This window comes from bacterium (assembly GCA_020440705.1).
GTDB lineage: Bacteria > Krumholzibacteriota > Krumholzibacteriia > LZORAL124-64-63 > LZORAL124-64-63 > JAGRNP01.
In genome coordinates, this window is record JAGRNP010000080.1 from 1 (window position 1) to 19152 (window position 19152).

Genomic DNA, 19152 nt, shown 5'->3' on the forward strand with positions numbered 1-19152 from the left:
GGCGGTGTGGTTCCGGCTCTGGTCGGCAGGGAGGCGAGAGGCGACTTTCTGCCTTTCGGAGCCTCTCGGCTCCCTGCCGACCAGAGCCGGAACCGGAGTGCCCCATGAGGTTGTTTGTCGCCGTCACTCCCGATGAACGGTTCCGGGAGGCGCTGTCGGCGGCCGTGGACCCCTGGCGCGAGCGGTTGGCCTTGCGCTGGACGCCGCCCGGCCAATGGCACGTGACCCTGCAGTTCCTCGGCGAATGGCCGGAATCGCGCCTGGAGAACCTGCAGCGGGCGCTGGCGGCCGTAGCGGGGGACGGCCCCTTCGCGGTCCGGCCGGCGGGTCCGGGGGTGTTCCCGACGTCGGGACGTCCGCGGGTCCTGTTCGTGCATCTGGACGGAGGCGAAAACCTGCCGGGGCTGGCCGCCGCCGTGCGGGCCGCGGTCGGCCGCGTCTGGCCCGACGGACCGCAGGACGACCGCCCGTTCCGGGCGCATCTGACGTTGGCCCGGGTCCGGGACCCGCAGGCTGCCGATGGCCGGGACCTCTTGTCGCGGATCGACTTGAGTGGGCTTCCGCCGTTCGTGGTGGAGGGCTTCTCGCTCGTCGCGAGCGCGCTCGGACCGGGGGGCGCCCGGCATCGGGAACTCGGATTCCGGCGCCTGCGAAAAAAAGGCGAATAAAAGGGTTGCTCCGGTCCGGGAGGCCGTGCTATCTTGCCGCCACGTCGGGGACGCCCGGCACCGGTTTTCGCCATTCAGAACGGCTTGTCCGGGCCTGCGGGTCCGGCTCAACGGCCCAGGGATGGGCCGCTCCATGCAGAACAGGAGATCCACACCATGGCAAAATCCCCAGCTGCCAAGACGGCGCCCGTCAAGACCGGCGCCAAGGACGACCGGACGAAGGCCCTCGAACTGACCCGGGCCCAGATCGAGAAGCAGTTCGGCAAGGGCTCGCTGATGCTCCTCGGCGAGAACAAGATCTACGACAACTTCGACGCCGTCAGCACGGGCAGCCTCGCCCTCGACATCGCGCTGGGCATCGGCGGCCTGCCCAAGGGGCGGGTCGTCGAGATCTACGGCCCCGAGGGCAGCGGCAAGACCACCGTCTGCCTCTCGGCCATCGCCAACAGCCAGAAGGACGGGGGCACGGCCGCCTTCATCGATGCCGAGCACGCCCTCGACCCCATCTACGCCCGCAAGCTGGGCGTCGACATCGACAACCTTCTGGTCAGCCAGCCGGACAACGGCGAGCAGGCCCTGGAGATCGCCGAGATGCTGGTGCGCTCGGGCGCGGTCGACATCCTGGTCATCGACTCGGTGGCGGCGCTGGTGCCGCGGGCCGAGATCGAGGGTGAGATGGGCGATCACCACGTGGGCGTGCAGGCCCGCCTCATGAGCCAGGCCCTGCGCAAGCTCACCGGCACCATCAACAAGACCAAGACCCTGGTGATCTTCACCAACCAGATCCGCATGAAGATCGGCGTCATGTTCGGGAACCCGGAGACGACGACCGGCGGCAACGCCCTGAAGTTCTACAGTTCGGTGCGGCTCGACATCCGGCGCATCGGCGCGATCACCCAGGGCGAGGACGTGGTGGGCAACCAGGTGCGCGTGAAGGTCGTGAAGAACAAGGTGGCGCCGCCGTTCAAGAAGGCCGAGTTCGACATCCTCTACGGCGAGGGCATCAGCAAGGAAGGCGACCTGATCGACCTGGGCGTGGCGGCCAACGTCATCCAGAAGTCGGGGGCCTGGTACAGCTTCGGCGAGGAGCGGCTGGGGCAGGGGCGGGAGAACGTGCGCGTCTTCCTCAAGGAGAACGTCGACCTCTACCGGACCATCAAGGAACTCGTCTTCAAGCACTACGAGATCGGGCAGTACGCCGACAACGGCGGCGAGGCGTCCGAGGCGGACATCGACGGCGACCAGCAGGCGCCCGCGCCCACGGCGGCGGGCAAGGCGGCTGCGGCCAGCGCCGGCGGCAGTGCGGGCCCGACCGGCAGCTGACCGGCGCGTCATGCCTGATCGTCGCCGCGAATTCGGAGGGCGCCGTGCGCGGCACCCCGAACCGGATCCACAGCCGGGTCTCCCCGCGGGGGAGGCCCGGCTGCTGGCCGTCCGGGACCACGCCGGGGCCGTGCACGTGAGCCTCGACACGGGTCACGACTTCGAGATCGCGCCGGGTTCGGTTCCGGCCGGGCTGCCGGCCGTGGGTGAGGTCGTGCCGGAGCCGGTGCTGCGGGCCCTGGCCCTGGCCGCCGAGCGCAAGCAGGTGGCCCGTGCGGTCTTCGCCCAACTCGACCGGCGCCTGCAGCCCGTGGCCCGGCTGCGCGACCGGCTGCAGGAGCAGGGCTACGGCGACGAGGCGATCGCCGACGTGCTGGGACAACTCGCCGCCAAGGGTATCCACTCCGACCGGCGCTACGCCGAGGCGTTCTGCCGCGATCGGCTCCTGGGCCGGGCGGTCGGACGCCGCTATCTTGTGCAGAAGCTGCGCGAGAAACGGGTCGACCCCGGCCTGGCCGGCGAGGTGGCGGCCGAGATCCTCGACGACGACACCGAGGCGGAGTTGGCGCTCGCGGCGGCGGCGGCCCGCTGGGCGCGGCTGCGGGGGGCCAACGATCAGCGGGCCCTGGCCAAGGTGGTGCGTTTCCTGATCGGGCGGGGCTTCGGGCCCGGCGTGGCCCAGACCGCCGCGCGCCGCACCCGGCCCGCGGCGGCCGCCGACTCCTGAAGCGACGTCGAGACCGCGGCGGGGCCCCTGGCCCCGTCGCCGACCGGAAGGTTTGCCCCGAGATGAAGATCCTGCTGACCGGAAGCGAAGGCATGCTGGGGCGGGCCGTCCGCGCCCGTCTGGCGGGGGCCCACGACATCGTCGGGGTCGACCTCGGCGACGGTGACCTGGCCGATCCGGCCGTGGCCGACGGCCATCTGGCGGCCCATGCTCCCGCGTGGGTGCTGCACTGCGCGGCCTGGACCGACGTCGATGGGGCCGAAACCGCGCGCGACGCGGCCATGGCCGCCAACGGGGACGCCACGGGGAACCTGGCCGCCGCGTGCGCGGCGCGCGGCGCCGGCCTGACCCTGATCAGCACCGACTACGTGTTCGACGGGCAGGCGACGGTGGGCTATCGGGAAGACGAACCCCGGGCGCCGCTGAACCACTACGGGGCGACGAAGGCGGCCGCCGAGGCCCATGTGGAGCGTCTGGCCACGCCGTGGCAGATCGTCAGAACAAGCTGGTTGTTCGGCGACGGAAAAGTTAACTTCGTCAAGACCATGCGCCGGCTGCTGGCCGCGCGCGAGACCCTGGACGTGGTCGACGACCAGCGGGGTTGCCCGACCTACGCCGACGATCTGGCCGACGTGCTCGGCTACCTGGTCGCCGGCGGGCACCGCGGCGTCTTCCACGCGACCAACCGGGGCGAGACGACCTGGCACGCCCTGGCCCGCGAGGTGGCCCGGTGCCTGGGCGCCGATCCGGAGCGGATCCGGCCCTGCGGCAGCCGGGCCTTTCCCACGGCGGCCCGACGGCCGGCGGTTTCGGTGCTGTTGAGCCGCCGGCTCGAAGATGCGGGGTGCCCCGCGCGGCCGACCTGGCAGGACGCCGTGGCCCGCTACGTGGCGCGGCTCGAGAGCGGCGACGTGGCCCATCCCTGAACCCGACGCCGGCGAGGGCGAAGCGAGGAACGACGAACATGAGCGCATCCGCTGGCAAGCCGACACCGGGCCTGGACGAGGCCCGGCTGCTGTTCCGGGAGACCGTCGACGACCTCGTCGCGACCCTCGGCCGCCTCGACGATTCGCACCTGCTGGCCCTGCACGGGATGGCCGACGCCATCACCGCGTCGTGGGCGGCGGGGGGGAAGTTCCTCGTCTGCGGCAACGGCGGCAGCGCGTCCGACGCCCAGCACATCGTGGCCGAGCTGGTGGGGCGTTTCCTGGCCGAGCGGCCCGGTTACCCGGCCATCGCGCTGACCGCCAACACCTCGACCCTCACCGCCGTGGGCAACGACTACGGCTACGACGCCGTCTTCGCCCGCCAGGTGCAGGCCCTCGGCGGGCCGCACGACGTGCTGCTTGTGATGAGCACCTCGGGCAACTCGGCCAACTGCGTCGCGGCGGTCGACGCGGCCCGGCGCCGGGGCATGCAGGTGTTCGGCTTCCTGGGCGGCGACGGCGGGCGGCTGCTGCCCCTGGTCGACGGGGCCCTGGTGGCGCCGAGCGACCGCACGCCCAAGATCCAGGAGGTGCACATCACCATGGGCCACCTCCTGTGCATGATCGTCGAGCGGCGCGCGGCGGCAACGGATTGCTGAACCATCTCGGGGCATTCGTCGAGAACCTGCGGCCGCGGCAGTGGACCAAGAACCTGCTGCTCTTCGCCGGCATCATCTTCGCCCGCCAGATGGGCGAGACCGCCTGCCTGCTGCGGGTGGTGGCGGGCGCGGGCCTGTTCTGCCTCACCTCGGGCGTCATCTACGTCTTCAACGACATCGCCGACCGCGAACTCGATCGGCGCCATCCGACCAAGCGGCGGCGGCCCATCGCCTCGGGACGGCTCCCGGTCGACGTGGCGACGCGGCTGGGCCTCGGACTGCTGGCCTTCTGCCTCGTGGCCGCGGCCCTGCTGGGAACTCTCTTCCTCGGTGCGGTGGCGTTCTTCATCCTGTGGAACTGGCTGTACACGCGCTGGTTGAAGCGCGTCCCCGTGCTCGACGTGACCGGGATCGGCATGAGCTTCGTGATCCGCGCCTCGGCGGGCGTGCTCGTGATCCGGCCGACCTGCCCGGGGGTGGAGATCTCCTACTGGCTGCTGCTGTGCACGTTCTTCCTCTCCCTGTTCCTCGGCTTCTGCAAGCGGCGGGACGAGCTGATCAAGATCGCCCAGAGCGAAGGGGAGACGCGTCCGGTGCTGCGGGGCTACACCGAGCCCATGCTGAACGCCCTGATCGGCGGCAGCTTCGCCCTGACGGGCATGGCCTATGCCCTGTACACCGTGTGGCCGCACACGGTGAACCAGTTCGGGACCCGCGACCTGATCTACACGCTGCCGTTCGTGCTCGTGGGCATGGGGCGCTACCTGTACCTCGTCTTCCTCGAGGACCGCGGCGGCCGTCCCCACGAGATCCTGCTGGTCGACATCCCGCTGCAGCTCGTGGTCGTCGGCTGGATCGTCACGGCGATCCGCATCATCGGCATCTGACGGGGCGGCGGCCGGCGCCGCTCCCCTTGCACCGGAGGAACCCATGCGCGCGACCGTCGCCCTCGTCCGGGCCCACCCCGACACCATCGCCGAGGACTACACGCGGCTGCTCGACCTGGCGGGTTGCGACGGCTCGGCCGCAGGGGCCCTGCTCGTGGACGCGGCGGGCCGGCCCGAGGCGGGCTGGGGCGCCACGCCCTGGCAGTTCGAGCAGGTGCTGGCGCGCTGCGCCGGGGCCGGCGGGCGTCCCCGCGTGGTCGGGGTGGGGCCGCGCGGCCTGCGGCCCGCGCCGCTGGCGCGCCCCTGGGAAGAGCTGCGCGAAGCGTCGGGCCTGCCGGCTGCCGAGGCCGGATTCCTGCGCCCGCACCGCCCGACGAGCAGCACGCCCCATCCCGCCCTCGACGCGGCTCTCGCGAGCGGCGTCACCCTGCCGGTCGGGTTGGCCGGCAAGGAGTCCTGGATCCTGACCAGCCCGACCCTGCGCCCCGGCTGGGGCCTGGCGGGGGCCTGCCGGGCTGCGCGGGACGTTGTCCTGGCAGGCGCGCGGCCGCGCCGGGGCGCCCCGGCCGCCGAGCTGACCATCGAGGCGGTCCGGCTGCTGCGGGAGCAGTGCCACACGGTGGGGGCCGTGCTCGACGGCACGTTCTGGGGCGTGGCCCGCGGCTTCGCCCACCGCTCGCGGGCCGTGCGGAACGTGCTGCTGGCGGGGCGCGATCCCGTCGCGGTCGATGCGGTGGCGGCGCGTCTGGCCGGGCTCGATCCCCTGCGCGTGCCCTGGCTGCGGCTGTGCCGCGAGCGTGGGTGCGGTCGGGTCGGCCCCGACGAGATCCGGGTCGTGGGGGCCGTGGAACTGCTCGATCTTGACTTTGACCTGCCGGCGGACACCTTTGCCGCCGGACGCGAGACCCCGCCGCCCGGTCTGGGCGGGGCTTGGGGACGCCTGGTGGACCGCGCGCTCGGGCGCGGCGGAATTCGGGGCTGGTCGGGCACGCCGTGGGCGGATCTGGTCCCCGGGGATGCGGGCCGCAGCTGAAGCCGCGAGGAAGGGTGCCATGGCTCAGAGCAAGGAATTCGCGCAGGGACGCCGGCTCGTCGGCCGCACCGAGGTGCTCGACGCCCCGGCCAAGGTGAACCTCCATCTGGAGGTCCTGCGGCGCCGGCACGACGGCTACCACGAGGTCGAGACGGTGCTGCAGGCGATCGCCCTGTTCGACACCGTCTTCGTCAGCCTGGACGAGGAGTACCCGGGCGGTGAACCCCGCATCGACCTGACCGTCGAGGGCGACAACCGCATTCCCGCCGACGACACCAACCTGTGCTGGCGGGCGGCGCGGCACTTCTGTCGCGAGGCGGGGGTGTCGGGCAAGCTGCGGCTGCGGCTGGTCAAGCGGATTCCGGCGGGCGCCGGACTGGGGGGCGGCAGCAGCGACGCCGCCGCCGTTCTCGTGGCCTGCAACACCCTCTTCGAAACGGGCCTCGAGGCCGCCGAGCTGGAGAAGATGGCCGCGCCGCTCGGGGCCGACGTGCCCTTCTTCGTGCGGGGCGGAACCGCCCTGGGGCGGGGGATCGGCACCCTGCTGACGCCGTTGCCGACGGTCCGCAGCGGCCAGTTCCTCATCGTCAAATCTGGCTTGCACTTGCAGACGCAGGACGTCTACGGCGAGCTGAAAATGGGATTGACAGTGCATAGCCCCAAAGCTAACATCGGCGTCATCAGGCCTCTCCTGGCCCGCTTTCCGCAGAGGAACTGGCCGGGTTTCAACAGGTTGGAGGAAGTGGTCCTGCCGTCCCAGCCCGCGGTGCAGCGTCTGGTGCACCGTCTGCGCGAACTGGCACCGGTGGCCCTGCTCTGCGGCAGCGGTGCGGCGGCCTTCGGGGCCTTCGGGGCCGGACGCGATATGACGGAGATCGTCGAGGAGTTTCGGCAGGCCGGCCTGTGGGTGCGGCTGGTCGGACCCCATCCGGCCGGCGTCGTGCCGGGGAAGGGGTAATCCTGGACGGCCCTCGCGGTGTCTGCTTGGTCACGACTGCCTGGTCACGACCGATTGGTCATGCAACGGAGAGGGAGACATTTTGGATATTTCCGAAATCAGGATTACTTTGCGCGACGACAACAAGCTCAAGGGCTTTGCCAGCATCACGTTGGACAATGCCTTCGTCATTCGGGGCCTCAAGGTCATCGAGGGCGCGTCGGGCCTGTTCATCGCCATGCCGAGTCGCAAGCGCAAGGACGGAACGTTCCAGGATATCGCCCATCCGATCAACATGGCGACCCGGGAGTGGATGGAGAACCAGGTCATCGCCGCGTACCGGCAGGAGCTGCAACGGGTCGAGAACGGGGAGATCCCGCCTCCGAGCCGGCACGCCCACTACGATGACGACGACGGCGACGCGATGATGGAGGAGCGCTTCTAGGCCGGACGGCGCCCGCACGGCGGGTGGCCGGAGCGGCGTCGCCGCTGCGGACACGGCTTGGGTTGGGGCGTCGTCAAGTGGTAAGACACGAGGTTTTGGTCCTCGCATTCGCGGGTTCGAATCCTGCCGCCCCAACCATCCCCCTCCGGTCAGCCCGCTTCGGCGGGCTTTTTTCGTGCCGGATGGTGCGTGGTCGCGGGGAAGTCGCGACCGGGGGCCGTTTTCGGATTGCCCCGCCCCGGCCTTTTTTGTACTGTTGCCCCCCGACAGCCTGACGACCCCGCTCCGGGCTGGCTCCGCCCGGCTGGCGCACCCACCAGCGAAGGAAGACTCATGTCCAACAACCTGGTCGTGATCAGCGGCACGGCCCACCCCGAGATCGGCCGCCGCATCGCCGAGAACCTGGGCATCTCGCCCCTGAACATCGAGGCGACGCGGTTCTCCGACGGCGAGATCTCCATCAAGCTGCTCGAGAACATCCGCGGCACCGACGCCTTCATCGTCCAGCCGACCATGCCACCGGCCGAGAACATCATCGAACTGCTGCTGCTCATCGACGCCGTGAAGCGGGCCTCGTGCCGTCGGGTCACGGCCGTGATCCCGTACTTCGGCTACGCCCGGCAGGACCGCAAGGACCAGCCGCGCGTGCCCATCGCGGCGAAGGTCATGGCCGACCTGATCTCCACGGCGGGGGCCGACCGGGTGCTGACCATCGACCTGCACGCGCCGCAGATCCAGGGCTTCTTCAACATCCCCCTCGACCACATCTACTCGGCGCCCGTGCTGCTCTCGCACTTCAAGGACAAGCCGCGGGAGAACCTGGCGGTCGTGGCGCCGGACGTGGGCTCGATCAAGATGGCCCGCTCCTTCGCCAAGCGTCTCGATGCGGGCCTGGCCATCATCGACAAGCGCCGCCCGCGCCCCAACGAGGCCGTGGTCATGAACTTCATCGGCGACGTCGAGGGCAAGGACGTGGTCATCTTCGACGACATGATCGACACCGCCGGCACCCTGACCGACGCCGCCCGGGTGTGCTACGAGGTGCACGGGGCCCTTTCGGTCACGGCGGTCTGCACCCACCCGATCCTGTCGGGTCGGGCGCTCGAGCGGCTGAACGAGTCGCCCATCCGCGAGGTGGTGGTGACCAACACGATCCCCTTCGACCGCCAGGAGCAGTGCGAGAAGATCAAGGTGCTGGACATCGCGCCCCTGCTCGCCGAGGCCATCGAGCGGATCCACCTCGAGAAGACGGTCAGCGCCCTCTTCGTCTAGCCGGCCCGCCGCCACCCCCGGCCGGCCGGGCGCCCGCTCGCGCCCGGCCGGCTTGACACGCCGCCGGGCGGGTGCTTATTTAGGCGGTCATTTTGCGGATCGTTTCGTCGCCGTCGGGGGTAGCGCCCCGGGGGGCCCCGCGGGGCCGGCGGGACCGACGGTCCACCTTGCAGGCCGGAGCCGGCGCGGCGTTCCCGCGTGACGGTCGAGAGCCGGGAGGATCCTTGTCGCCACGGGCGGCGAGCCCTCTGAACGGGTCGGCAAGCCCAGGGCGCCGTCCCTGTCCCGTTGGAGCAGACGCCATGAGTCTCGTGAACCTGAACATCTTCCCCCGCACCACCACCGGCAAGAACGCCAACCGCCGCACCCGGGCCGCCGGCCGCGTGCCCGCCATCGTGTACGGTCACGAGCGGGAAGCCACGAACGTCGAGCTCGACGCCCATCAGTTCGATGTGGCGATGATCCACCTGGCCGGCCGGAGCGCCATCTTCAAGCTGGAGCAGGACGGCGTCAGCGAAGAGCACATCGCCCTGCTGCGCGAGGTGCAGCGCAACCCGGTGACGGACGAGGTCCTGCACATCGATCTGTACGAGATTCCCCGCGGCAAGCCCGTGACCGTGCCGGTCGCGGTGCATGTGGTGGGCTCCAACCATGCGGTCAAGACGGGCGAGGCCTCGGTCGCCCTGTCCCTCGACACCATCGAGATCAGCTGCCGCCCGAGCCAGCTGCCCGAGATGATCGAGGTGGACATCACCGAGCTGGGCCTGAACGACAAGATCTTCGTGGGCGACATCACGCCGCCGGTGGGCGAGTTCGTCACCGATGCGGAGATGCTGGTCCTGAACATCAAGCCGGCCGTGGTCTTCGCCGACGAGGAGGAGACCGAGGAGGGCGCCGCGGGCGCCGCCGGTGCCGAGGATGCCGCGTCCGCCGAGGGTGGCGAGGAGAAGTCCGAGGACTGATCCTGCGGGCACGCGGTCGCTGCAGACCGTCCGGGCCGGCCCCGCCGCGGGGCCGGCCTCTTTTTGCAGAGCGAGGTGAGCGGACATGACGCAGGCAGGGCCCCGGCTCGTGGTGGGGCTGGGCAATCCGGGCTCGCGGTACGCGGGCAACCGCCACAACATCGGTTTCATGGTGCTGGACGCGCTGGCGGCCCGTCGGGGCCTCGCATTCGCCCCGCTGGGCGAGGTCGGCCTGCTCGCGGTCGACGGCGACCTCCATCTGCTGAAGCCGCTGTGCTACATGAACCTGAGCGGCGAGGCGGTCGTGGCCTGGTCGGACCTCACCGGGGTGCCGGTCACGGGGCGGTCCGTGCCGGCGACGCCTGACGCTGCGTCCGACTCGATATCCGACCCGATCTCCGACCCGATGTCCGACCCGATCTCCGACCCGATCTCCGACCCGGCGTCCGACCCGATGTCCGACCCGACGTCCGGTCTGCGGCCCCTGGTCGTGTGCGACGACCTGGCCCTGCCGCTGGGCTCGGTCCGGCTGCGGGAGCGCGGCAGCAGCGGGGGGCAGAACGGTCTGGCGTCGGTCATCGCGCACCTCGGGGGGGAGGAGTTCCCCCGCCTCCGGCTGGGGGTCGCGCCCCTCGACGGACCGGTGGACCCGGCCGACTGGCCCGACTACGTGCTCGCCGATTTCGCGCCCGGGCAGGCGGCGGAGGTGGCCGAACTGGTGGACCACGCCGTGGCCGCGATCGAGGCGTGGCTCGCCGAGGGCCTCGCGGTGGCCATTTCGCGGCACAACCGCCGGATCCGGCCCCCGGCCGACTGACCGGAAATTCCTTGCCCCCGGCGGGGCCGACGGGTATATTGCCCGCTTGCCGCCCTCCGGGGCGCCCAGGGCTCGGTTTGCCCTGCACAACTCAATACCCAGCTGAAGCTGAGTATGACATCCCTACCCGGGCTGACGCGGGAAGGGCCACGAGCTGGCCCGACCTGGCGAATAGGGACCCGGGTCGTTCTGTCCGAAGGGAGGTGTTACCAGTGAAGAAGTACGAATTGATCTTCATCTTGCGGGCCGAACTGCCCGACACCGAGATGGAGTCCCGTGTTGCCCGCGTGAAGGAGATCCTGGCGGGTCACGACGGCGAGGTGACCCAGGAGAACCACTGGGGCGTGCGTCGTCTGGCCTACGAGATCGAGTACGAGAGCCGGGGGAACTACATGTTCCTGAAGTTCAAGAGCGAGGGCACGGCCGTGGCCGAGCTGGACAAGTTCCTGCGCCTGGACGATCAGGTCCTGCGCCATCTCGTCGTCGTCGACGAGGAGTGGGAAGAGCGCAACCGCGTTTCGATGGCCAAGCGCCGTCAGAACCGTCCCGAGGAGAATGCCGGCGCCGCCGAGTAGGGCGCGCCGTCCAGCCTGAGGCTTTTGAACCGCAAAGGAGAATCCGATGGCCCGCAAGAACCTTCGGATCAAGAAAAAGAAGAAGAAGAGAAGGCACGGCAAGGCGAAGGTCTGCTTCTTCACGAAGACCGGCATGGTCGCCATCGACTACAAGGACGAGGATCTGCTCCGGCGTTTCGTGACCGAGCGCGGCAAGATCGCCCCGCGTCGCAACACCGGCACCCTGCCCAAGTACCAGCGGCCCCTGGCGATGGCGATCAAGCGCGCCCGTCACCTGGCCCTGCTGCCGTTCGTGAAGGAGTACTACCGGTAGCCGAAGGCTGCCGGTAGTCCGGAGAACTTCGTGCCTGTCCTGGGCATGACCGGCCGTTGGCCGGGATTCGTGCCCGCGGCGGTGGCCTTCGCTGTCACCCTCGCGGTCACGTGGCTGATCGAGGCCGCGGCCCGCTCCGGCGAGACCGGCGGCCCGATCGGGGGCCTGGTGCTGCTCGTGCTGCTGCCGGCGCCGTTGCTGCTGGCGGTCATGTGGGGCGGGGCCGTGCTGACCGCGCGGCCGACGGCCCTGGTCGTCGCCGGGGCGGCGGCCTGGTTCGGTGCCACGGTCGCCCTGTTCGCCTTCGACGCCGTCTGGTCCCTCGGGGGCCAGGTCGCCGGGGGGGCGCTGGCCGGCTGGGCCCTGGTGCGGCGCTGGCGGCTGGACGCGGCGATCATCGTCGTGAGCCTGGCCCTGCTGCCGCCGCTGATCTGGTCGGGCGTCGAGATGTCGCCCGACGAGCAGATCGACGCCCTGAGCCGGGAGATGCTCAAGGCCGCCGAGGAGCGCATGCCCCAGGCGGCCGACGCGACCCAGCGCGAGCGGGCCCTGGCGACCGAGCGGGAGAACATCGCGCGGGTGTCCGCGGCCGCCAAGAAGATGTATCCGTTCTTCGTGGGGCTGGGGCTCCTCGGGCAGGCGATCATCATCCTGGCGGGGCTCTGGCTCCTGGCCCGGGCGGTGGGAGCCGAATCCTCGCCCTGGCGCCTGCCGCCGTTCCCGCGTTGGCGGTTGCCGTTCTACGTGGTGTGGACGGTCATCGCCGGCCTGGGACTGTTCCTGACCCGGTGGTCGCCCCTGTGCGACGCCGGCTTGAATCTCGCCCTGCTCGGAGCCCTCGTGCTCTCGATCCAGGGCATCGCGGTCCAGGTCTTCGTGACCAACCGCATGCTGTCGCCCGTGGGCCGGGTGGTCTACTGGGCGGTGATGGGGATGTTCTTCGCGCCGCTGGTCGTGGTCAGCGGGGTGGTGCTGGGCCTCGCGGACCAGTGGTGGGACATCCGGCGACTCGACGCCCCGCCGGCGTCCGAGGGCCCGCAGAACGATGCCGGCGACGACGGCGACGACGCGCCGACCGACCGGAACTGAACGGGGCGAAGCGCCTGCAGAACGCTTCGCCGAGCGCAAGGTGGTACGACCGATGGAAGTCATCCTGATGGAGAACGTGGACAACCTGGGCGAGATGGGGACGACCGTCACCGTGGCCCGGGGCTATGCCCGCAATTACCTGATCCCGAAGGGCCTGGCCGTGCTGGCCACCGACGCCCACCGCAAGCTGGTCGCCGAGCACATGAAGATCGCCGCCAAGCGCGACGATCTGCGCAAGGCCGCCGCCGAGGAGCTGGCCGCGAAGATCGGCGAGCTCGAGTGCACGATCACGGTGCAGGCCGACGAAGAGGACAAGCTCTACGGCTCGGTCACCGCCCGTGACATCGCCGAGCACCTCAAGAGCGAGCACGCGACCTTCGAGCACAAGCAGGTCGTCCTGGACGAGGCCATCAAGCAGCTGGGCGTGTACTCGGTGCCCGTGAAGCTGCACTCCGCCGTCGAGGTGATGGCCAAGGTCTGGGTCGTCAAGGGTTGAGCCGGGAACCCCGTGTTCCCGACGGACCGGAGACCGCTATGACCGCCCCGTCGACCACCTCTCCCGGACGCGATGTCCGGGGCTTCTGCATCATCATGGCCGGGGGCCGAGGCACGCGCTTCTGGCCCCTGAGCCGCACCGCCCGGCCCAAGCAGCTGCAGGCGCTGGCCGGGGAGCGCAGCCTGCTGCGCGAAACCTTCGAACGCGTGGTGCCGCTCGTGGGACCGGATCGCGTGCTCGTCGTCACCAGCGGCCCCCAGGGCGCCGCCACCCGCGCCGAACTTCCCGAACTCGCCTCCGACCGGATCATCGTCGAGCCCGTGGGACGCAACACCGCCCCGTGCGCCGTGCTGGGCATGGGGCTGGCCGGCCGCCTGGCCCCGGAGGCGCCGGTGGCGCTGCTGCCGGCCGATCACGCCATTCCCGACGCCGACACGTTCCGGACGCAGCTCGCCCGGGCCTTCGCCCTGGCGGCCGCCGACAGGACCGTGGTCACCTTCGGCATCGCGCCGGACCGGGCGGAGACGGGCTACGGCTACCTGGAGACCGCGGACGTCGCCGGCGATGTGCGCGAGGGTGTGGCGTTCGTCGAGAAGCCCGACCTCGCCACGGCCGGGGAGTACGTCCGCAGCGGCCGGCATTTCTGGAACAGCGGCATGTTCGTCTGGCACCCGGACCACTTCCGGGCCGAAGCGGAGGCCCACGTGCCCGATGTGGTGCGACGCCTCGCCCCGGCGGTCGCCGCCCAGGGAACCGAATCGTTCGCCGCGGCGTTGGAGGACGCCTACCGCGACTGCCCCGCCGACTCCATCGACTTCGCCGTGATGGAGAAGCTCGCCCGCTTCCGGGTGCTGCCGGCGGCATTCCGCTGGTCGGACCTGGGCAGCTGGGACGCCTGGGCGGCCTCGGCCGCGGCACTGGACGGAACCAACCGGGGCCGGGCCGACCTGCTGGCCATCGACGCCACCGGCAACATCGTGCGCGGGGAGCGCCGACTGGTGGCCCTGCTGGGCGTCGACGACCTGATCATCATCGACACCGACGACGCCCTGCTCGTCTGCCGCAAGGCCGACGCCCAACGCATCAAGGAAGTCATTGCTCGACTCGAAACCGAAGGCCGCGACGAACTGCTCTGAGCGAGCGGCGCGGCCCTGTCCGATCAACCCCTGAGGAGGACCGCCCATGTCCGCCGTCCGTCGTATCGTGACCGTCATCCTGTTCGGGGCCCTGGCCCTGGCCCTGGCCGCCTGCAACGAGACCGGGGGCAACCAGGCCTCCGAGTACCGCATCGAGTGGCGCCCGCTGTTCGGCGACTTCACCAACGACACCAGCGAGGTCGTCGCCCGGGTGGGGGACATCGAACTGACCCAGCGCATGATCGAGCTGTACATCGACGAACTGCCGCCGCGGCTCAAGAGCCAGTACACCGGGCCCGATGGCCAGCGGCTGGCGCTGAAGCGGATGATCGACCAGACCCTGATGGTGACGAGCGCCATGGAGATCCGGCTGTACAACGACCAGGACGTGGCCCGCCAGCTGATCAGCCAGCGCCGGAACACCCTCGACTACGCCATGCGCAACTACGGCCTGCTGCGGGGCAAGGAGCCCACCGAGGAGGAGCTGCGCAAGTACTTCGAGGACAACCGGGACAAGTATCGCCAGGCGGGCAACGTCATGACCCGCCACGTGGAGTGCCTCACCCGGGCGGACGCGGAGCTGGCCTACAAGCGCCTGATGTCCGGCGAGTACGAGAACAACTTCCTGCACGTGGTCGCCGAGATGAGCGTCAACGAGGAGACGAAGAAGGAGGGCGGCAACACGGGCTGGTTCACCAAGGGCGGCTTCATTCCCTACATCCGGGACTCGGAGGACTACGCCGACAAGGTCTTCGACCTGGAGATCGGCCTCCATCCGCCCATCCAGGTGGGCGACCGCTGGCACGTGGTGGAGGTCACCCACCGCGAGAACTCCCGGCCGCAGACCTACGCCGAGGCGCGCGAGACGGTCAGGACCGACATGATGCCGGCGTGGCAGGATGCCATCATCAAGGATTATCTTCTGGAGGCGCGGACCAAGTACGGCGTCGAGATGCTGGGCCAGTATGCGCCGGGCCAGGGGGCCACGCCGGCCGAGCTGTTCAACCGGGCGCTGGCGGTCCGGGATCCGCAGCAGAAGATCGATCTGCTGAACATGATCTACACGGACTACCCGCAGAGCGACAAGGCCGACGACGCCCTGTTCATGATGGCCAACGTGTCCCTCGACCACTGGCAGGACGTCCGCGTGGCGGAACGGTACCTGCGGATGCTGCTCGAGGAGTATCCCGACAGCGAGCTGCGGGAGGACGCGACATTCCTGCGGGAGAACCTGTACAATCCGCGCAAGCTGAATCCGCAGAGCATCGAGGACCTGAAGGAGAATTGACCCGGGGAGGTCGCACATGTTCGAGACGAAGGAGCGCAGCCGCCTGGGCGCGGCCCTGCTGACGGGATTGCTGCTGGTGGTGGCGGTCGCGGCGACGGCCGCGGCCCAGGACCAGGACGCGCCGGCCGCGACGGCGGCGCCGGCGGCCACGGTCGAGTTGTCGTTCGGCACGGGGATCGACCGCGAGACCCGTGACGTGACGGGCGCCTCGGCGCGGTTCGCCACGGCCGACTTCACCGAGGAGACGGGGCAGATCTACTGCCTGAGCCGGGTCATGAACATCGGGGCCCCGGCCGCGGTGACCCATGTCTGGTACCACGACGGCACGACCATGGCGAAGGTCGACCTGAACGTGGGCAGCGAGGACTGGCGCACCTGGTCGTCCAAGCGCATCCTCAGGGCCTGGACGGGCAACTGGGAGGTCAAGGTCCTGGACGCCAACGGCATGGTCCTTGCCTCGGCCGGGTTTGTCATCGAGTAACGGCGCCGACCCCACGGGAAGGCGCCCGACGCAGGAGGCGGTTATGGCAGGCCCGAATCGGCTGAGCCGGAGATACGTGCGCCTGGGAGCGCTGCTGGCCCTGGCGGCGGCGTGCGGCTGGATCCTGGCCGGATGCGGCGGTTCCGCGTCCGGAAGCCGGGAGCAGGCGGGCGGCCTGAACGGGTCGGACCTGGACCAGGCGCAGCGGCTGTACAGCCAGCTGAAGCGGGAGTACGCCCTCGAGCGCGACCGCAAGTCCCTCGATCTCGCGGGGACCCTCCTCGACTACTACCCGAACTTCTCCCGCAACGACGAGGTGCTGCAGCTGGCGGTGGAATCCGCGGCCCGTCTGCGCGACGCCGACCGGGCCCTCGGCCTGACCGACGAACTCGTGGCCCGGTATCCGGACAGCCCGCTCGTCGATCAGGCGTTGCGGCGCGGCGCCGAACTGGCCGCCGGCCGGGGCGACACGTTGCGGGCGGCGGAGTACATGCTGACCTGGCACGACCGTGATCCTGAGCGCGGCCTGCGTTCCGACGGCACGCCCCTGGCCGCGACCTATCTCGCGCCCCTGTCCCATGCCCAGCTGTCCGGCCTCCTGGCCGAGCGTCCCGCCAGCTCCCTCTGGACCTACGTCGGTTACCTGGACGTGGCGGCGGCCCTCGAGGCGGGGCTCGCCGGCGAGGCGGGCGACACCGGGGCGCGTCTGCAGCAGGCGGCCCCGCAGGACCGCTGGACGGTGGCCGCGCTGGAACTGCTCGGGACGGGCGGCGGCGCCCCGCGGCGGCTCATGATGCCGATCGGCGAGGTCGATCCGGACCGCGTGGGCGTGATCGTGCCCCTGACCGGACGCTATGCCGTGCTCGGCAACGCCTTCTACGACGCGGCGCTCATGGCGACCCGGGCCACCAATCTCGAGCACGGCTCGGCCTTCGAGCTGCAACTCGAGGATTCGGCGGCCGACCCGGTCACGAGCGCCCTGGCGGCGCGGCGCCTCTGCGCCGAGGAAGGCAGCATCGCCGTGCTGGGCGGGCTGCTCAGCGACCCGACCGCCTCGGCGGCCGTGGTGTGCGACATGTACGGCGTGCCGCTGGTCAGCCCGACGGCGACCAACGACGGCATCTGGAAGCTGGGCCCGGGCATCTTCCAGACGAACATCACCGGCCTCTACGAAGTGCGGTTGCTGGCCGAACTGGCCACGACCATCATGCTGAAGAAGCGCTTCGCGATCATCCATCCCAACACGCCGGAGGGGCTGCGCCACGCCCAGGTCTTCACCACCGAGATCACCGCGCGCGGCGGCGAGGTGGTGGCGACGGCCATGTTCCCGCCCCAGGGCACCGACTTCAAGGATCCCATCCTGGATGTGCGCAAGGCTCGGCCCGAGGTCATCTTCGCGCCGGCGAGCGTCGACCAGATGGTGCTGCTCGGCCCGCAGCTCGACTTCTACCGGGCCGGCTCGCTCGTGCTCGGCCTGAGCAACTTCAACAGCGCCAAGCTGCGCGACCAGTCCGGGACGGTGCTCGAGCGGGCGATCTTCCCGGACGACCTGGTCATGTTCCCCTCGCGCTGGGAGGAGGAGTTCCAGCGCGACTGGAACACCGAGACCTACCCGCCCGAGGCGACGGCCCTGGCCCTGAAGGCCTACCAGGCCACGCGCATGCTGCTGGACACGCGCCTGCAGAGCGGGGCCACCGACCGGCGCCAGCTGGCCGTGGCCCTGGACCGCCGCCTGGCCAACCAGGACATGGCCCTCGACGGTCCCGGCGCCTTCGGACCGACCATGCGCATGTTCCGCGACGAGCGGATCGTGGCGTTCCCGTCGGGCCTGTTCGAGGAGGCGTGGCGTCTGGGCGAGGGGGCGGCCGACAGCCTGCAGGCCGCGCCCGCCGATTCGCTGCCCGGCGGCTCGTACCCGCCGACCGGCGACGAGGTCAACGGCCAGGGGTGAAATAGGGGCTCTTGAAGCGGATGGTGAACTGGAGCCAGCGTCCGGCGCCCGGTTCCTTCAGCCACGCGAATTTCCACTCCCGCAGCACGTCGCGCACCGCGTCCTCGAAGGCGCGGCCGCCGTCGTTGGCCAGGATCATCACATCCGAGACATGGCCGTCGGGGCCGACGAAGATGCCCACCTTCACCGCGATCACCGGCGTGCGGCGCTCGGACTCCGTGGCGCCGAGGGGGTAGTCGGGGCGGGGGCCGTGCACCAGGTAGAAGCTGTCGCTCGTCTGCATGGGCAGGTTCATCTCGACCTGGAAATCCTCCGACGACTCGGCGTTGTCCAGGGGGTTCTTCGTGTTCACGTCGAGCTCGTTGGCGTCGTGTTCGGCCTTCTCGGGCACCGGCTCGAATCCCTCGACGGACTTCTCCTCCTCGACCTCGACCCGGGCCGGTGGCGGCGGCACCCGCAGCGACTTGGGAATCTGGTGCTTCAGGTCGTTCCCGTCCTCGATGCTGATCTCCTTCATGATGCGCAGCTCGCCCGGGGCGCCGTAGTACTCGAAGCGTTCCTTCACCTCGGCTTCGTCGGGCCCGAAGACGACCAGCGCCACGAGGCCGAGCAGCGCGACGACCACGGCGCCGGCCAGGCGCTTGCGCCCGCCGCCCCGGAATTCGGCCTGGGCCCGGGTGGTGAAGCGGCGTTCGGCGGCGGGGGGGCGGGAGTTCAAGTCGGGGGCACCTCGGGGCCGCGCTCGGTCGGCCGGCGTCATGGGGTCGGGTCAGCGGCGGGCAGCAGCCGGGTCGCCCGCCAGCCGGACGGATCGCGATCGAGCAGCCAGAGCTGCCAGTCGTCGCCGGCAACGAGTTCGAGCACGTGGCGGTCGCCGCGCGCGGGCCACGGCGGCCCGTCCGGTGAAGGTACGGAGTCGGGCGCGGCCGCGACAGGGGGCGCCGGGGGCAGGGGGCTCCAGGGGAAGTTGCCGTCGAGGCGGGCCCAGGACGCGGTCCGGGGTGCGGGGCCACCGGCGGTCGCGATCGCGGCGAGGGCGGCGGCGGGCGCGAGCAGGTCGTCGTCGCGCGCGGAGTCGCCCAGGGCCGCCGCGCAGGCCAGGAGCACGGCACGGCCCTCGGCGCGGGCCCAACCGGGCGCGGCCAACCGTGTCTCCTTGTCCGCGTC

22 protein-coding genes and 1 tRNA gene are annotated in these 19152 nt (G+C 70.7%); 21 read left to right on the top strand and 2 right to left on the bottom strand.

The genetic code is table 11. The features are described 5' to 3' along the window. The 21 genes from thpR to KDM41_12265 form a co-directional block, all read left to right on the top strand. Window positions 1–668, top strand: a 668-nt coding sequence (thpR, locus tag KDM41_12165; GenBank protein ID MCB1184182.1) for an RNA 2',3'-cyclic phosphodiesterase, incomplete at its 5' end; no start/stop codon positions are given. A 156-nt stretch (window positions 669–824) separates the two neighbouring features. Continuing rightward, on the top strand, window positions 825–1991 hold the full coding sequence (gene recA / locus KDM41_12170) for a recombinase RecA (protein ID MCB1184183.1): 1167 nt from the start codon (window positions 825–827) through the stop codon (window positions 1989–1991). Window positions 1992–2127: 136 nt separating this feature from the next. After that, window positions 2128–2718: a RecX family transcriptional regulator gene (locus tag KDM41_12175; GenBank protein ID MCB1184184.1), complete on the top strand. Its 591-nt coding sequence runs from the start codon at window positions 2128–2130 to the stop codon at window positions 2716–2718. 62 nt (window positions 2719–2780) lie between these two features. Continuing rightward, the gene (rfbD, locus tag KDM41_12180; protein MCB1184185.1) at window positions 2781–3644 is read left to right on the top strand and encodes a dTDP-4-dehydrorhamnose reductase; all 864 of its coding nucleotides are present in this window, start codon (window positions 2781–2783) and stop codon (window positions 3642–3644) included. Window positions 3645–3682: 38 nt separating this feature from the next. Then, window positions 3683–4303, top strand: a complete 621-nt coding sequence (locus tag KDM41_12185; protein MCB1184186.1) for an SIS domain-containing protein — start codon at window positions 3683–3685, stop codon at window positions 4301–4303. Beyond that, window positions 4297–5190 (top strand): decaprenyl-phosphate phosphoribosyltransferase, encoded by an 894-nt coding sequence (locus KDM41_12190; protein ID MCB1184187.1) that lies wholly within the window; start codon window positions 4297–4299, stop codon window positions 5188–5190. The genes KDM41_12185 and KDM41_12190 overlap by 7 nt, the downstream gene beginning before the upstream one ends. Window positions 5191–5233: 43 nt before the next feature. Then, the gene (locus tag KDM41_12195) at window positions 5234–6223 is read left to right on the top strand and encodes a hypothetical protein (protein ID MCB1184188.1); all 990 of its coding nucleotides are present in this window, start codon (window positions 5234–5236) and stop codon (window positions 6221–6223) included. Between the two features lie 19 nt (window positions 6224–6242). Beyond that, a complete protein-coding gene (gene ispE / locus KDM41_12200) occupies window positions 6243–7181 on the top strand; it encodes a 4-(cytidine 5'-diphospho)-2-C-methyl-D-erythritol kinase (GenBank protein MCB1184189.1) in 939 nt (312 codons plus the stop codon). 82 nt (window positions 7182–7263) lie between these two features. Then, complete coding sequence (gene spoVG, locus KDM41_12205) at window positions 7264–7605, top strand: septation regulator SpoVG (GenBank protein ID MCB1184190.1); 342 nt, start codon at window positions 7264–7266, stop codon at window positions 7603–7605. A 63-nt stretch (window positions 7606–7668) separates the two neighbouring features. Next, window positions 7669–7743 (top strand) — tRNA-Gln (locus KDM41_12210). A 195-nt stretch (window positions 7744–7938) separates the two neighbouring features. Continuing rightward, window positions 7939–8877 (top strand): ribose-phosphate pyrophosphokinase, encoded by a 939-nt coding sequence (locus tag KDM41_12215; GenBank protein MCB1184191.1) that lies wholly within the window; start codon window positions 7939–7941, stop codon window positions 8875–8877. 302 nt (window positions 8878–9179) lie between these two features. Next, entirely contained in the window at window positions 9180–9839 is a 660-nt protein-coding gene (locus KDM41_12220; GenBank protein ID MCB1184192.1) for a 50S ribosomal protein L25, read from the top strand. 85 nt (window positions 9840–9924) lie between these two features. Then, complete coding sequence (locus KDM41_12225) at window positions 9925–10656, top strand: peptidyl-tRNA hydrolase (protein ID MCB1184193.1); 732 nt, start codon at window positions 9925–9927, stop codon at window positions 10654–10656. A 212-nt stretch (window positions 10657–10868) separates the two neighbouring features. After that, a complete protein-coding gene (rpsF, locus tag KDM41_12230) occupies window positions 10869–11231 on the top strand; it encodes a 30S ribosomal protein S6 (GenBank protein ID MCB1184194.1) in 363 nt (120 codons plus the stop codon). Window positions 11232–11277: 46 nt separating this feature from the next. Further along, on the top strand, window positions 11278–11544 hold the full coding sequence (locus tag KDM41_12235) for a 30S ribosomal protein S18 (protein ID MCB1184195.1): 267 nt from the start codon (window positions 11278–11280) through the stop codon (window positions 11542–11544). Window positions 11545–11574: 30 nt separating this feature from the next. Further along, on the top strand, window positions 11575–12633 hold the full coding sequence (locus tag KDM41_12240; GenBank protein ID MCB1184196.1) for a DUF2232 domain-containing protein: 1059 nt from the start codon (window positions 11575–11577) through the stop codon (window positions 12631–12633). A gap of 52 nt (window positions 12634–12685) precedes the next feature. Then, entirely contained in the window at window positions 12686–13129 is a 444-nt protein-coding gene (rplI, locus tag KDM41_12245; GenBank protein ID MCB1184197.1) for a 50S ribosomal protein L9, read from the top strand. 38 nt (window positions 13130–13167) lie between these two features. Next, on the top strand, window positions 13168–14265 hold the full coding sequence (locus KDM41_12250) for a mannose-1-phosphate guanylyltransferase (protein ID MCB1184198.1): 1098 nt from the start codon (window positions 13168–13170) through the stop codon (window positions 14263–14265). 46 nt (window positions 14266–14311) lie between these two features. Then, window positions 14312–15553, top strand: a complete 1242-nt coding sequence (locus KDM41_12255; GenBank protein MCB1184199.1) for a peptidyl-prolyl cis-trans isomerase — start codon at window positions 14312–14314, stop codon at window positions 15551–15553. Window positions 15554–15569: 16 nt separating this feature from the next. Further along, window positions 15570–16034 carry a DUF2914 domain-containing protein gene (locus tag KDM41_12260; protein MCB1184200.1) on the top strand — a complete coding sequence of 155 codons (465 nt, stop codon included), beginning with the start codon at window positions 15570–15572 and terminating at the stop codon, window positions 16032–16034. 76 nt (window positions 16035–16110) lie between these two features. After that, the gene (locus KDM41_12265; protein ID MCB1184201.1) at window positions 16111–17985 is read left to right on the top strand and encodes an ABC transporter substrate-binding protein; all 1875 of its coding nucleotides are present in this window, start codon (window positions 16111–16113) and stop codon (window positions 17983–17985) included. Here the strand turns inward: KDM41_12265 and KDM41_12270 are convergent. Together KDM41_12270 and KDM41_12275 are read right to left on the bottom strand one after the other, a co-directional pair. Next, window positions 17969–18703: a TonB family protein gene (locus tag KDM41_12270; protein ID MCB1184202.1), complete on the bottom strand. Its 735-nt coding sequence runs from the start codon at window positions 18701–18703 to the stop codon at window positions 17969–17971. The two genes, KDM41_12265 and KDM41_12270, sit on opposite strands and share 17 nt — an antisense overlap. Before the next feature lie 38 nt (window positions 18704–18741). Then, the coding region (locus KDM41_12275; protein ID MCB1184203.1) for a hypothetical protein at window positions 18742–19152 on the bottom strand (411 nt) is incomplete at its 5' end.

Coding starts and splice junctions, on each gene's coding strand:
- recA (MCB1184183.1), top strand. CDS start 825: ATGGCAAAATCCCCAGCTGCCAAGACGGCGCCCGTCAAGACCGGCGCC.
- KDM41_12215 (MCB1184191.1), top strand. CDS start 7,939: ATGTCCAACAACCTGGTCGTGATCAGCGGCACGGCCCACCCCGAGATC.
- KDM41_12260 (MCB1184200.1), top strand. CDS start 15,570: ATGTTCGAGACGAAGGAGCGCAGCCGCCTGGGCGCGGCCCTGCTGACG.
- KDM41_12185 (MCB1184186.1), top strand. CDS start 3,683: ATGAGCGCATCCGCTGGCAAGCCGACACCGGGCCTGGACGAGGCCCGG.
- KDM41_12250 (MCB1184198.1), top strand. CDS start 13,168: ATGACCGCCCCGTCGACCACCTCTCCCGGACGCGATGTCCGGGGCTTC.
- KDM41_12195 (MCB1184188.1), top strand. CDS start 5,234: ATGCGCGCGACCGTCGCCCTCGTCCGGGCCCACCCCGACACCATCGCC.
- ispE (MCB1184189.1), top strand. CDS start 6,243: ATGGCTCAGAGCAAGGAATTCGCGCAGGGACGCCGGCTCGTCGGCCGC.
- KDM41_12235 (MCB1184195.1), top strand. CDS start 11,278: ATGGCCCGCAAGAACCTTCGGATCAAGAAAAAGAAGAAGAAGAGAAGG.
- rplI (MCB1184197.1), top strand. CDS start 12,686: ATGGAAGTCATCCTGATGGAGAACGTGGACAACCTGGGCGAGATGGGG.
- rfbD (MCB1184185.1), top strand. CDS start 2,781: ATGAAGATCCTGCTGACCGGAAGCGAAGGCATGCTGGGGCGGGCCGTC.
- KDM41_12255 (MCB1184199.1), top strand. CDS start 14,312: ATGTCCGCCGTCCGTCGTATCGTGACCGTCATCCTGTTCGGGGCCCTG.
- KDM41_12220 (MCB1184192.1), top strand. CDS start 9,180: ATGAGTCTCGTGAACCTGAACATCTTCCCCCGCACCACCACCGGCAAG.
- KDM41_12225 (MCB1184193.1), top strand. CDS start 9,925: ATGACGCAGGCAGGGCCCCGGCTCGTGGTGGGGCTGGGCAATCCGGGC.